The 13,754-nt window shown below is 48.5% G+C and carries 12 protein-coding genes and 1 riboswitch; of the genes, 11 read left to right on the top strand and 1 reads right to left on the bottom strand.

What is annotated here, in order from left to right:
• Nucleotides 1-75: 75 nt before the first annotated feature.
• Entirely contained in the window at nt 76-276 is a 201-nt protein-coding gene (locus MJB10_RS02665; RefSeq protein ID WP_314801502.1) for a hypothetical protein, read from the bottom strand.
• A gap of 75 nt (nt 277-351) precedes the next feature.
• On the opposite strand from MJB10_RS02665, the gene MJB10_RS02670 reads away from it, so the two are divergent.
• From MJB10_RS02670 to purF, 11 genes are all read left to right on the top strand, one after another.
• Nucleotides 352-2,658, top strand: a complete 2,307-nt coding sequence (locus MJB10_RS02670) for an ATP-binding protein (RefSeq protein ID WP_314801504.1) — start codon at nt 352-354, stop codon at nt 2,656-2,658.
• Nucleotides 2,655-3,287 carry a response regulator transcription factor gene (locus tag MJB10_RS02675; RefSeq protein WP_314801506.1) on the top strand — a complete coding sequence of 211 codons (633 nt, stop codon included), beginning with the start codon at nt 2,655-2,657 and terminating at the stop codon, nt 3,285-3,287. The genes MJB10_RS02670 and MJB10_RS02675 overlap by 4 nt, the downstream gene beginning before the upstream one ends.
• A gap of 15 nt (nt 3,288-3,302) precedes the next feature.
• The gene (locus tag MJB10_RS02680) at nt 3,303-4,250 is read left to right on the top strand and encodes a polyprenyl synthetase family protein (RefSeq protein WP_314801507.1); all 948 of its coding nucleotides are present in this window, start codon (nt 3,303-3,305) and stop codon (nt 4,248-4,250) included.
• A 637-nt stretch (nt 4,251-4,887) separates the two neighbouring features.
• Nucleotides 4,888-4,989: riboswitch (purine riboswitch) on the top strand.
• 114 nt (nt 4,990-5,103) lie between these two features.
• Complete coding sequence (purE, locus tag MJB10_RS02685) at nt 5,104-5,592, top strand: 5-(carboxyamino)imidazole ribonucleotide mutase (protein WP_314801509.1); 489 nt, start codon at nt 5,104-5,106, stop codon at nt 5,590-5,592.
• Complete coding sequence (gene purK, locus MJB10_RS02690; RefSeq protein ID WP_314801512.1) at nt 5,589-6,761, top strand: 5-(carboxyamino)imidazole ribonucleotide synthase; 1,173 nt, start codon at nt 5,589-5,591, stop codon at nt 6,759-6,761. The genes purE and purK overlap by 4 nt, the downstream gene beginning before the upstream one ends.
• 26 nt (nt 6,762-6,787) lie before the next feature.
• Nucleotides 6,788-8,083, top strand: coding sequence for an adenylosuccinate lyase (gene purB / locus MJB10_RS02695; RefSeq protein ID WP_314801513.1), 1,296 nt, complete (start codon nt 6,788-6,790; stop codon nt 8,081-8,083).
• 31 nt (nt 8,084-8,114) lie between these two features.
• A complete protein-coding gene (locus MJB10_RS02700) occupies nt 8,115-9,011 on the top strand; it encodes a phosphoribosylaminoimidazolesuccinocarboxamide synthase (protein WP_314801515.1) in 897 nt (298 codons plus the stop codon).
• A gap of 26 nt (nt 9,012-9,037) precedes the next feature.
• Entirely contained in the window at nt 9,038-9,277 is a 240-nt protein-coding gene (gene purS / locus MJB10_RS02705) for a phosphoribosylformylglycinamidine synthase subunit PurS (protein WP_065850552.1), read from the top strand.
• Nucleotides 9,278-9,317: 40 nt separating this feature from the next.
• Complete coding sequence (gene purQ / locus MJB10_RS02710; protein WP_314801521.1) at nt 9,318-10,013, top strand: phosphoribosylformylglycinamidine synthase subunit PurQ; 696 nt, start codon at nt 9,318-9,320, stop codon at nt 10,011-10,013.
• Nucleotides 9,991-12,234: a phosphoribosylformylglycinamidine synthase subunit PurL gene (gene purL, locus MJB10_RS02715; protein ID WP_314801522.1), complete on the top strand. Its 2,244-nt coding sequence runs from the start codon at nt 9,991-9,993 to the stop codon at nt 12,232-12,234. Before purQ ends, purL begins: the two co-directional genes overlap by 23 nt.
• Nucleotides 12,219-13,751: an amidophosphoribosyltransferase gene (purF, locus tag MJB10_RS02720; protein ID WP_314801524.1), complete on the top strand. Its 1,533-nt coding sequence runs from the start codon at nt 12,219-12,221 to the stop codon at nt 13,749-13,751. Before purL ends, purF begins: the two co-directional genes overlap by 16 nt.
• Nucleotides 13,752-13,754: the final 3 nt, after the last annotated feature.

The following is a 13,754-nucleotide window of genomic DNA, read 5'->3' on the forward strand; positions in this document are numbered from 1 at the left end:
ATAAAAAGGATTGTATAATTAGCGAAGGCTGATTATACAATCCTTTTTATTTTTTGGTAAGATAAGACTACTAGATTACCACCAGTAGAAAGAACGGACTTTAGCATCTTCTTGTCTTACCTCAGTAGGAGTTTTAAAAGTTTTAACTAAAGCATCTGTTTCTTCTGTAGACAGCGGCTGGGATCCGATGATGGACTCGAATTGCTTACGCAGTTCTGCCCGCTTAGCAGCGAATACGGACTGTTGCAATGCTGGATTTAATTGAATAATGGTCATGGATTCAGCTCCTCTGTAGTTAATAGATTACAATTAATTATTATAGCAAATTATCGGGAGATAGGGGAGAGATATTTGAAAATTTTGAAGAAATTAAGTGTCGCTTCTTGTGTCATACTGTTTATCCTTTTGCAAATTTGGAGTACGTATATCACCTTTAAATTTCCGTATACGGGCATTAGTTTGGAATCGCCTCAGCCAGGAGAATGGGTAGTTAGCAAGCTTGAGCCCAATAGCACGAATAGTGACATCCGGATAGGTGATCGTATGATTGCAGTCGACGGAAAACCGACAGATCAGGTAGCTTCTGTGAAAAGTTGGCACCTCGTTGGGAAGGCTAGCACTCTTGTCATTGAGCGGTCTGGTGAGACTGTGACGATCGATATGCGGGCAAGCGACCCTACGATCTTCGAAATTATTTCTCTTATTGAGGAATCGGTGTGTCTGTTCATGTGTATTCTCTTGCTCGTGAAGGAAAATCGCTCTCCATCGGCACGATTATTAGCCTTCTCCTTCCTGAGCGCGACCATGATTTTTATGAGTTTAGGTGCGTCTACACGTGGAGAGACGCTTGGCAAGTTGCTCATTGCTAGTTCAATGATGGTGCTGCCTATTGTTTTTCTGCATTTTCTTGTTGTGTTTTTCAAGGAAAAGGGCGAGATGGATTTGCCGAAGCGGCACTTCAAGTATATGTATGCGATTGCTCTCATCGCTTTTCTAGCTAGAAGTATGTATTTCTTCCCGTCAATGGCGTTCGTGTACCGATTTGATGGTGCGTTTACGATGGGATTCTTTAGTATCGTGATTTCATTAAATATCATCCTGTTAGCAAAGTTGTTCGTAAGAATCAGGAAGGTCAGATCACCGCTTACTGCCATTATCAAAAGTGTATTTTATTCCTTGCTGATCTCCTTCCTGCCGATTATCTGCCTCTCGTTCCTTCCGCTATTAATCATAGGGGAGTGGATCTTGGATCCCATCTATACAAGCGGGCTGGTGCTTATTTTTCCTATATCATTCTCCTATTTAATCGCTTCCGATCAGCTGTATGATATTGGCCTTGTCGTTCGACGTATTATTTTCTCTTGTTTGATAGCCATTCTACCCGTCATTTTGTTTACAGGGGCTGTTGTAGTTGTTTTTCATTGGGAGCTCAGTTCGAAACAAATTATTTTTATTTTCGCTGGTTCACTTCTTCTTGTATCTACAATGCTGTATGCAGCCGAATATTGGACGACGATCCTAGAACCGTATCTCTTCCCAAGAAAGTACGTCTTAAAGTCTGCCTTGAAGAAAATTTCCAAGAATCTAGGTTCCATCTCGAGCTTTCGTGATTTGAAAGATATTATTCTCGTTGATATCGTAAACACACTGCAAGTAAGGGGGGCAGCTATCGTTTTCCGGCATACAAATGATTTTGAGATCATTGCTGAAGGTGAAGTTGACACGGCTGACATTCAGCATATCGTGAATACATCAGCGATGCGCGAGAATCCCTACTATACGTTCATAGACATGAATTGCAATGAAGAGTATACGAGTTATCTGATTGTGACTAGGAAAAAAACGAATACCCGCATTCCCAAAGAGGAATTGCAGTGGCTGCAATTGATTACTTCCTATTTGGAAGTCGGTATGGAGAATGTGTATCTCATCCGTAAGCTAACAGGCAGACTCCAGCAGATGGTCACTCACATGCCGCAAGAAGAATTGCTCTGGCTGCGCAAAGTGATGTTCGAGCTGCAAGAGGAGGAGCGTGTGCGGATCGCAACGGACCTCCATGATACGACGATGCAGGATTTATTTTTCCTTAAACGCCGATTAACATCGCTCTCCGAGAAACCAACCTTGGGCCAAGATGACCGCGAACAACTAAATAACATGAACAATTTCGTCGATATGATTAATGCGAGCTTACGGCAGAGCTGCTTTGAGCTCAATCCTCATCTGTTGAAGGAAGTTGGCTTGAAGCAGACGCTGAAAATGTATGTAGAAAAGGAATCGTACGGCACGCCTTTCGAATTATCGTTCCGAGCGGAGCATATTGCCGATATTGAAGGCAAGGATTTATCGACCAAACGGCATATTTTCCGAATCGTACAGGAGTTGCTTAACAACGCGAAGAAACATTCGCAAGCTTCCAATGTTAGTTTCCATATGTGGGAAGAAGAGCAATTCTTCTTTATCTCTTATCGCGATGATGGTGTAGGCTTCCAAGTAAAGGAAGAGGTTGCCGTGGAAATCGCCGATTCGGGCATGGGGTTATCCTATATGAGAAGCCGGGTGCTGCATGTAGGCGGAAGATTCGAGCTTGAGACGCAAGTAGGCGAAGGGACCCACATTTTTATCACAATACCGATCGAGGAAGTGTTATCAGCATGAGTGATATTGTCAAAACATTAGTGGTCGATGACCATCCTTTATTCGCGAGAGCGACCAAGTCGTTACTTGATGAGATTGATCGCATTGAGGTGATCGGAGTCGTAAGCAATGCGAAGGAATGCTTGGAGCAGGTGCAATTGCATCAGCCCGGGCTTGTCTTCCTGGACTATCAGCTGCCCGATCAGACCGGTACGGAAGTCGCAGCGCAATTGAAGCAGTTATATCCGCATATTCATGTTGTCATTTTCACAGGCATTGAGCTTACTGGCATTTATAATAAATTAATTGAAATGAAAGTCAGCGGCGTCCTCTCAAAAGAGTCGAGTGAACGAACGATTAAGAACATGGTGTATTGTATTTTGGATGGGTATACGATGATTCCTCTGTCCTTTTTCAATCAAATGCAGTTGAATGATGCGGATGCTGGCGAAGAGTGCGAGCTGCAAGATGAAGAAGTGTTGATGATGAACATGCTGGTCAAAGGGGCCACACACGAACAGATCGCAGAGCGCATCTTCATGAGCAAGCGGACTGTCGATAATTATTTGCGTAAAATTTATGATAAATGGGGCGCCAAATCGAGAACCGAGGCCCTGGAGAAGTTCATTAAAAGTAAATATTACAACTGAAAGTAGGCGGCTCATATGCAGGACATGCAAGATGTTCAGCGGCACATGGCTCGGATCATGGATGATTATAAGTTAGATGAGGATTTAAAGCTGCTGCTCACATCCTGCTTGTCGGATCAGGAGACGTCCACACTCTCATGGGCGAAAATAACGCTCTGCGTACATGCCATGCTGGGGGGCACCTCGCCAGATATTTATCGTCGTGCTGCGGTTACAGAGCTGATCATTCTTATCTTGGATATTGTCGATGATCTGCAGGATCAGGACAATGAGAGCAAGCCTTGGATGAAGGTGGAGCTTGCGAGCGCGTTGAACGCTGTACTTGCGTTGATCGTTGGCATGATCGGTGAGCTCGGCAAGCTGCAGGCTAGCGGGAATATGCTGAGTGACATCAGCACAATTATCGCGAGATCGATTAACGGCCAGCATAAAGATGTGACGCAGGCGGTGTCGACCGTCGATGCGTATCTGTGGATGACGCAAGAGAAGTCGGGCTCGTTGTTTCGATTGGCCTGCTACATGGGATATGCGGATACGGGATGTTCAGAGGCTGTGATTGACCAGCTTCACCAGGTGGCTGACTGTGTAGGGCTCCTTCATCAGATACAGAATGATGTGCGTGATCTCGTCCGCTTTGATGAGAAAAGCGATTTGATCGCGAGGAAGCGGACGCTGCCGATTCTATATCTGCTCTCTGTGGAGGATGAGGCGTTCTTGCCAGTGAAAGCGTACTATGAGGGGCAGGTTTCTGCTGCGTATCTAATGAAGAATCAAGAGAAGGTGCAAGCGCTGATTCAAGACTCAGGCTGCTTGGAGTATGCACGAATCGTGCAAACGGTCTGTGTGCAAAAAGCCGAAGAGATCTACGCAGATCTGCTGGCGCAGTCGCCGTGGAAAGAAGAGTTCAGAGATATGACGGTTGGCAGTTTTATGAGTTTAACTATGGAGGGGGAGCGGGCGTAGAGCTCGTTCTTTTTGCTTTGTCCAGACGGAACGTGGTTCCTCTATTCTGCGATTTGCTCGTTTTGACGCTTAGACGGAACGTGAATCCTTTATTTGTATGATTTTCGGCGATTTTCAGCTAGTTTTAACGGAATTGCGGAATGACGTTCCGCTCGCGGGTGATTTGAGGCTATTTCGGGCAAATAACGGAACGACGTTCCGCTTGACATGATGAAAAATCACCTTACAGAACTCGGAAGTGGCCAATTATCGATCATACCGCACTTAAAGTGATGATAAACATCACTCCAGCAGCCCTTTTCGACGCCATAGTCACTGAAGTGATGAAAAATCACTCTACAGCAGGCGAAAGTGGCCTATCAGCGCAACCGTCCAAGTGGACAGTAGAGCCCTTAATCGGATTGTCGAAAAATATATAAGCGAATCTCCAGAGTCGATTTCATCGCGCCAATGACATCATTCCCACACAATGGGAGGTTGCAAAGTGCTCTCCCAGTCCGAATAGAGGAAAAAGATAGAAAACGTGCCCAAAAAACGAACTATACAAAAGATATTTCCGAAAATCGTTCGTTTTTTCAAATTGACATCCTACGTCAGTTGGTAGTAAACTAGGTAAGCGGGAAATGAAGCCGCACTAATTGAAAATGTCGAATCAACTCGTATAAAATCAGGGATAAGGCCTGGAAGTATCTACCCAAAAACCATGAATTTTTGGACTACGAGGAAACGAATGAGGGGAACCATAGGAAATGATGGTCTTTTTGCATTCGGTTCTTTTGCTGTCCAGCGTATAGAATCGTGAATTCTAGCTCTGGGCATTTTTTATTATATAGGTGACGAAAGTGGGTTTAAGATGACGACGGTACGTGTTGGTGTAATTATGGGAAGCCAGTCGGATTGGGAAACGATGAAGCATGCTTGTGATATGTTGGACGAACTGGGTGTAGCCTATGAGAAAAAGGTTGTATCCGCGCATAGAACGCCGGATTTGATGTTCGACTATGCGGCATCAGCCATCGAACGCGGTTTACAAGTCATTATTGCCGGAGCAGGCGGTGCGGCGCATTTACCAGGAATGGTAGCAGCCAAAACGGAGCTTCCGGTTATTGGTGTTCCAGTGAAAACTTCCACGTTGAATGGCATGGACTCTTTGCTCTCCATTGTGCAAATGCCAGGCGGCATTCCTGTTGCAACAGTGGCAATCGGTCATGCAGGTGCCACGAATGCGGGCTTATTGGCTGCGCAAATTCTGGGCGCTTTTGATCCAGAGATTCAAGCGAAAGTGAAGGCTCGCCGCGCACGCATTACGCAAACGGTCTTAGAAAGCAGTGACAATCTATGAGCGGCGCATCCAGCGAAAAGGTAATTCAACCCGGCGGCACAATCGGCGTGCTTGGCGGCGGACAATTAGGACGCATGCTTACGCTGGCTGGACGCAACATGGGCTATCGCTTCGTCACGCTTGACCCGACAGAGGACGCGCCTTGCGGCCAAGTGGCGGATCAAATTCAAGCGAATTTCGACGATGTCGAGGCAGCAAGAAAGCTCGCCGCTCGCTCGGACGTGATTACGTATGAATTCGAGAATGTGGATGCGAATGTGACGCGGATCTTGATGGAAGAGTCCTATGTTCCACAAGGGAGCGAACTTTTATACACGACACAGCACCGTCTTCGCGAGAAAAGAGCGATTGAAGCAGCAGGCGTGCCTGTTGCGCCATATGCCGAGATCAAGAGCGAGGCTGACCTCCGAGAAGCAGCAGAGCGCTTCGGTACGCCATGCGTGCTCAAAACAGCAACCGGCGGATACGACGGTAAAGGTCAATGGGTGCTACGCTCACTAGACGAAGTAGCAGAAGCTTACGCCACTTTGAGTCGTGCCAAAACCGAGCTCGTTCTCGAACAATTCATTCATTTTGACAAGGAATTATCGGTTATTGCAGCTAGAAGTCCACGCGGCGAGGTCAAAGCATTCCCTGCTGCTGAAAATATACATGTACATAATATCCTGCACGAATCCATCGTGCCGGCACGTATTCCTGTGCCTGTGCAGAAGGCGGCGGAAGAGCTGGCGATCCGCATTGCGGAGTCGCTCGGCGTCATCGGGCTCATCGCAGTTGAGCTGTTCCTGACCAAGGATGGTCAGCTCTACGTCAACGAGCTAGCGCCGCGCCCACACAATTCGGGCCACTACACAATGGAAGCTTGCCGAACGTCCCAGTTCGAGCAGCACGTGCGTGCGATATGCAATTTGCCGCTCGGCTCAACAGAGTTGTTGACGCCAGTGGTGATGGTCAATTTGCTGGGTGAACACATCGCGCCGCTGCACGATCGACTCGCGGAGCCAGGCTTCCTAGAGCATGCAGAGCTAGGCGTCAGCGCGAAGCTTCATCTATACGGCAAGAAAGAAGCCAAAGAAAAACGCAAAATGGGTCATATCAATCTTTTAACAGATGATGTTGAGAAAGCCCTCACTTGGATAGAACAGACAGGCATTTGGGAAAGTAAGTAAAAGAAATTATTGGAGGAACGGATAAAATGATTGAACGTTACACACGCCCTGAGATGGCACGCATTTGGACGGAAGAGAACAAATTTAACGCATGGCTTGAGGTTGAAATTCTTTCTTGTGAGGCTTGGGCTGAGCTAGGTGTAATCCCGAAAGAAGATGTGAAGGTGCTTCGTGAGAAGGCAAGCTTCAACATCGACCGTATTTACGAAATCGAGCAAGAGACGCGCCACGACGTGATCGCATTCACAAGAGCGGTATCCGAGACGCTCGGACCTGAGCGCAAATGGGTGCACTACGGCTTAACGTCCACTGACGTTGTCGATACAGCACTTGGCTACCTTTTGAGACAAGCGAACGAAATTTTGGACAAAGACATCCAGAACTTCATCGAAATCCTTCGTAATAAAGCGATTGAACATAGAGATACAGCGATGATGGGCAGAACGCATGGTGTTCACGCAGAGCCAACGACATTTGGTTTGAAAATGGCGCTATGGTACGAGGAAATGAAACGTAACCTGGAGCGCTTCCGCTTGGCTGCGGATGGCGTGCAGTTCGGTAAAATTTCCGGTGCTGTAGGCACGTACGCGAACATTGATCCGTTCGTTGAGCAATATGTGTGCGAGAAGCTAGGCACAACACCAGCTCCGATCTCCACGCAAACGTTGCAGCGTGACCGTCACGCTGACTACATGGCGACATTAGCATTGGTAGCAACATCCCTAGATAAATTTGCAACAGAAATTCGCGCCCTTCAGAAGAGTGAGTTCCGTGAAGTGGAAGAGCCGTTTGCAAAAGGTCAAAAAGGTTCCTCCGCAATGCCGCACAAACGTAACCCAATCGGCTGCGAAAGCATTTCTGGTCTATCCCGCGTGATCCGTGGGCACATGGTGTCCGCTTACGAGAACGTAACGCTTTGGCATGAGCGCGACATTTCGCACTCCTCCGTTGAGCGTATTATTTTGCCAGATGCGACGCAGTTGCTCAACTACATGTTGAACCGCCTTGGCAACATCATCAAGAATTTGACGGTGTTCCCGGAGAACATGAAACGCAACATGCGCAGCACGTATGATGTTCCTTTCTCTGGCCGCGTCATGACGAAGCTGATCGACAAAGGTTTTGCTCGTGAGCAAGCGTACGATACGGTACAGCCAAGAGCGATGCAAGCATGGGAAGAGCAACGTTCCTTCCGTGAAATTGTGGAGAACACATCGGTCATCACCGAAGTGCTTAGCCCGGAAGAAATCGCAGATTGCTTCGATCCGAGCTGGCATTTGAAGCATGTAAGCACGATCTTTGACCGTTTAGGTTTGAAATAGAAGAGACATGAAAGAAGCAGGAAGGGGTGCAATGTTCGTGGCAAATGCAATTTTGAATTCAGCAGAAGAAATGATTAATGCCCCTCTGGTGCATAAAGGCAAAGTGCGTGAGCTGTATGATTTGGGCGATAGCTTTTTGATTGTCGTAACGGATCGCATTTCGGCTTTTGACTATATTTTGAAACCAGGTGTTCCAGACAAGGGCTATGTACTGAATGCGCTAAGCAAATACTGGTTCGGCATTACGAGCGGGTATATGAATAATCACATCATTCACACGGACGTGGAGAAGCTTCACGCGATTATTCCTAGCGCCGAGGATCGGGAAGTGCTGAAAGAGCGTATCATTGTGGCAAAAAAGGCTGACCGCATCTCCATTGAGTGCGTAGTTCGCGGCTACATCACGGGGAACGGCTGGAGACAGTACGAGAAAACCGGCGAAATTAACGGTAAAAAGCTGCCAGAAGGCTTGCGGAAAAACCAGCGCTTGAACGATCCGATTTTCACACCTGCTGCGAAAAACGATGTAGGTCACGATGAGGACATTTCCATTGAACAAATGATCGAGCTTGTCGGCGAAGAGCTGACATACGCGCTGCAAGAGCGCAGCATCATGCTGTACACGCTGGCGCATAGCATTTGCGAGCAAAAAGGCATTATTTTGGCCGATACGAAGTTTGAATTCGGTTTTTATGCTGGCGAACTTATTATCATTGATGAAATTTTCACGCCGGATTCTTCCCGTTACTGGTCCCAAGATAAATATGCCCTGGATATCGAGATCGATTCCATGGACAAAGAGCCTGTTCGCACGTACTTAGCGGGATCCAATTGGGATAAAAATAGTGAGCCAGACGAGCTTCCCGCATCTGTCGTGGAAGAGACGTCGAACCGATATAAAGAAATTTTGCACCGCTTGGTTGATTAAAAATAACGCTGAGGAGCGATTTCACAATGAAAGCAACAGTCTACGTAACAATTAAGCAGAACGTATTGGACGTACAAGGAACTGCCGTACAAGGAGCACTTCACTCCATGGGCTTCGAAGAAGTTGGCAAAGTGCGCATCGGTAAATATTTGGAGCTTGAGCTAGGTACAACGGACAGAGCAGAAGCGGAAACACGCGTAAAAGCAATGTGCGAGAAGCTGCTTGCGAACACAGTGATCGAAGACTACCGTTACGAATTGGTGTAAGAGACACAAGTTAATCCAGAACTTTTAGGAGGAAGAAGTCATGAATTTTGCGGTTCTTGTGTTCCCGGGATCGAATTGCGATATCGACTTGTACAAAGCGATTGAAGATACAATTGGTCAACCAGTTGACTATGTGTGGCATACGGACGGCGACTTGTCCAAATATGATTGTATCCTAGTGCCAGGTGGATTCTCTTACGGGGATTACCTGCGTTGCGGAGCGATCGCTCAGTTCACGAACGTCATGAAAGCTGTTGTGAAAGCTGCGGAAGAAGGCAAGTACATTCTAGGTATTTGTAACGGATTCCAAGTGTTGACGGAAGCTCGTTTGCTGCCAGGCGCTTTGCTGCGCAATAACGGCATGAAGTTCCGCTGTCACCAAGCGCTTCTGAGAGTTGAGAACAACACAACGGCGTTCACGCGTGATTATGCCGAGGGTGAATTGATCAACATTCCGATCGCACATGGCGAAGGCAACTACTATTGTGACGAAGAAACACTGAAGGAACTGCAAGAAAACAACCAAATCGTGTTCCGTTATGAAGCGGGCAACAACCCGAATGGATCACTTGATGATATCGCAGGAATTAGCAACAGGGCAGGAAACGTTGTGGGTATGATGCCTCATCCAGAGCGTGCCGTTCATGAGATTCTAGGATCTGCTGACGGAAAAAGAATGTTTACATCAATCTTGAGTGCTTGGAGGGAAAAACATGACGCAGCAGCTATCCGCTAAGGAACCAACGGCCGAACAAATCGCGGAACAGAAAATTTACAAGCAAATGGGCGTTACAGACGACGAGTATGCCAAAATTTGCGGCTTCCTTGGACGCAATCCGAACTATGTCGAGATCGGCGTTTTCAGCGTTATGTGGTCTGAGCATTGTTCTTACAAAAATTCCAAACCTGTGCTTCGCAAATTCCCTGTAACAGGACCTCGCGTTCTGATGGGACCTGGTGAAGGTGCAGGGATTGTAGATATCGGAGACAACCAAGCGGTTGTGTTCAAAATTGAAAGTCATAACCACCCTTCCGCGATCGAGCCTTACCAAGGCGCAGCGACAGGTGTGGGCGGTATTATTCGTGATATTTTCTCCATGGGCGCGCGCCCAGTGGCATTATTAAACTCTTTGCGTTTCGGTAAGCTGCAAAACGATCGCGTGAAATACTTGTTCGAGCACGTTGTCTCTGGTATCGCTGGATACGGTAACTGTATCGGGATTCCGACCGTCGGCGGCGAAGTGATGTTCGACGAGAGCTACGAGGGGAACCCGCTCGTTAATGCGATGTGTGTGGGTCTTATCGACCACAACATGATTCAACGCGGTGTTGCCAAAGGTGTTGGCAACCCAGTCTTCTACGTAGGCCCAGCAACGGGCCGCGATGGGATCCACGGTGCGACGTTCGCATCCGAGGAGCTGACAGCTGAGTCTGAGGCGAAACGTCCAGCGGTTCAAGTGGGCGATCCGTTCATGGAAAAGCTAGTTCTAGAAGCATGCTTAGAGCTAATTAATTCCGGTATTGTACTCGGGATTCAAGATATGGGTGCAGCGGGACTTACTTGTTCCTCCGCTGAGATGGCAAGTAAAGCAGGTAACGGCATGGAGCTGTACCTGGATGAAGTGCCGCAACGCGAAGAAGGCATGACAGCGTATGAAATGATGCTGTCCGAGTCCCAAGAGCGTATGCTTTTCGTTGTGGAGCCAAAGCATGAGGCGCAAGCAAAAGGTATTTTCGAGCGCTGGGGCTTGCACTGCGCGAAAGTCGGTAAGGTAACCGACGACGGTTACCTGAAGTTGATCCACCACGGTGAAGTCGTGGGGAACATGCCTGTTGGCGCACTCGTTGACGAGTGCCCGGTTTACAATAAGCCGAGCAAAGTGCCGGCTTACTACGAAGCAGGCGCAGCGGTAGACACGACTCGTTACGAGGAAGTCGTGAAGCTGACGGATGCACTGAAATCTGTGTTGGCGTCCCCGACGGTCGCGAGCAAAGAGTGGGTTTATAACCAGTACGATTACATGGTTCGTACAGAAACAGCTGTGCGTCCAGGTTCGGACGCAGCAGTAGTAACCATCCGCGGTACGCGCAAAGGTCTTGCGATGACAACGGATTGTAACGGACGCTACGTGTACCTGGATCCGGAAGTGGGCGGTCGTATCGCGGTTTCCGAAGCTGCGCGTAACATCGTTTGTTCCGGTGCGGAGCCGCTTGCAGTGACGGATAACCTGAACTTTGGTTCCCCGGACAAGCCTGAGATCTTCTGGCAGCTGGAGAAATCCACAGACGGTATGGCGGAAGCTTGCCGCTTCTTGGATACGCCAGTTATCGGCGGTAACGTCTCGCTCTATAACGAGAATGCCAAAGGCGCGATCTACCCGACGCCGGTTATCGGGATGGTTGGTCTCGTTCATGACGTGGACCACATCACAACACAAAACTTCAAAAACGAAGGCGACATCATTATCCTGCTTGGCGAGACGAAAGCGGAGCTCGGCGGCAGCGAATTCCAATATGTGATTCACGGTGTTACTGAAGGTCGTCCACCAGAGTTGGACTTGGCGACAGAGAAACGCCTGCAAAACGCAGTACTAAAAGCGATTCAAGAAGGTCTTGTTGCCTCTGCGCATGACTTGTCCGAGGGCGGTTTGGCTGTGGCGCTTGCAGAAAGCTGCATCAGCGGCAACATCGGCGCAGAAGTGAACGTAGCGTCCGAGCTTCGTCCTGACTTCGCATTGTTCAGTGAAACACAATCCCGTATTTTGCTGAGTGCAACACCTGACAAAGCAGATGCTCTGAAACACTGGATCGCTTCCCAAGGCGTACCTTATCAAGAAATCGGAAAAGTAACAGGTTCCTACCTGACTGTGAAAATCAATGACGAACAGCGTCTCCAGTCCTCGGTTGCCGAGCTGGCGAAAGTCTGGAAGGATGCGATTCCATGTCTAATGGCGTGAAACAATCCAAGGCCCTAAAGCTTCCTGCGGCGCCACAAGTACAACTTGAGAATGGACAGCATGAGCTTTGGACAGGAGAATATTACAACGAAGGTATTGGCGGCCAAGGCGGATTGTTCGATAAGCTGAATGAGGAGTGCGGCGTGTTCGGGGTGTACGGTCATCCCGACGCTTCCTCGCTGTGCTACTACGGGCTGCATGCCCTTCAGCATCGTGGGCAGGAAAGTGCCGGCATCTGTACGGTGGATGAAGGCAAGTTTCATTATTATCGCGGTATGGGATTGGCCAAAGAGGTATTTACCAATGAAAATTTACATCCTCTTACGGGTTCAACCGCTATCGCACATGTACGTTATTCAACAGCAGGCGAGAGCAAGCTGGCGAATGCACAGCCGCTCGTTTTCAAATACCGTGAGGGCGATCTTGCGATTGCAACGAACGGGAACTTGGACAACGCCAACATCATCAAGCGTGAGTTAGAGCGGAAGGGCTCCATTTTCCAAACGACTAGTGATACTGAGGTTATGGCGCATCTGATTGCTCGTTCCGAGCATGATGATATCGTGGAAGCTGTGAAAGATGCGATGAATCAAGTCATCGGCGGTTTCGCGTTCCTCATTATTACGAAGGACAGATTGATTGCGGCGCTGGATCCGAATGGGTTGCGTCCTTTCATGATCGGTCGTCTTGGCGAGGCGTACTTGTTCGCTTCGGAGAGTTGTGCGTTCGACGCGGTTGGCGCAACGTATTTCCGTGATGTACAGCCTGGTGAAATCATCGTCATTGATCGTGACGGCTTCCGTTCGGAGCGTTTTGCTGAGGGTAGCAGACGTGCAATTTGTGCGATGGAATACATCTACTTCGCTCGTCCTGACAGCGATATTGACACGGTGAACATTCACTCCGCACGTAAGCGGATGGGTAAACGTCTGGCGATGGAAGCTTTCGTGGATGCGGATGTAGTGACTGGCGTACCAGATTCCAGTATTTCGGCGGCGATTGGTTTTGCGGAACAAACGGGAATCCCTTATGAGCTGGGTCTAATCAAGAACCGATACACGGGGCGGACGTTCATCATTCCAAGCCAAGAGCTTCGTGAGCAAGGGGTCAAAATGAAGCTGAGCGCAGTTCGCAAAGTGGTCGAAGGCAAGCGTGTTGTGATGATCGATGACTCCATCGTTCGTGGAACAACCTCGCTGCGCATCGTTAACCTGCTGCGTGAGGCGGGGGCAACGGAAGTGCATGTGCGGATTTCGTCGCCGCCATTCATGAACCCGTGCTACTACGGAATCGATACGCCGGACCGCAAAGAGCTGATCGCGGCTATGAACTCGATCGAAGAGATTCGCAAAGCGATCAACGCGGATTCGCTTCACTTCCTGACGAAGGAAGGTTTGCTCGATTCCATCGGTCAAGGTTCCGCAGGTTCGGCTAGCGGATATTGCACGGCTTGCTTCGACAACAGCTATCCAACCGAAATCGTCGATGTGACGAAGGTTGGCTGTGCGTGTGATTAGAGA

It is taken from the genome of Paenibacillus sp. MBLB1832 (assembly GCF_032271945.1).
Taxonomy (GTDB): domain Bacteria; phylum Bacillota; class Bacilli; order Paenibacillales; family NBRC-103111; genus Paenibacillus_E; species Paenibacillus_E roseopurpureus.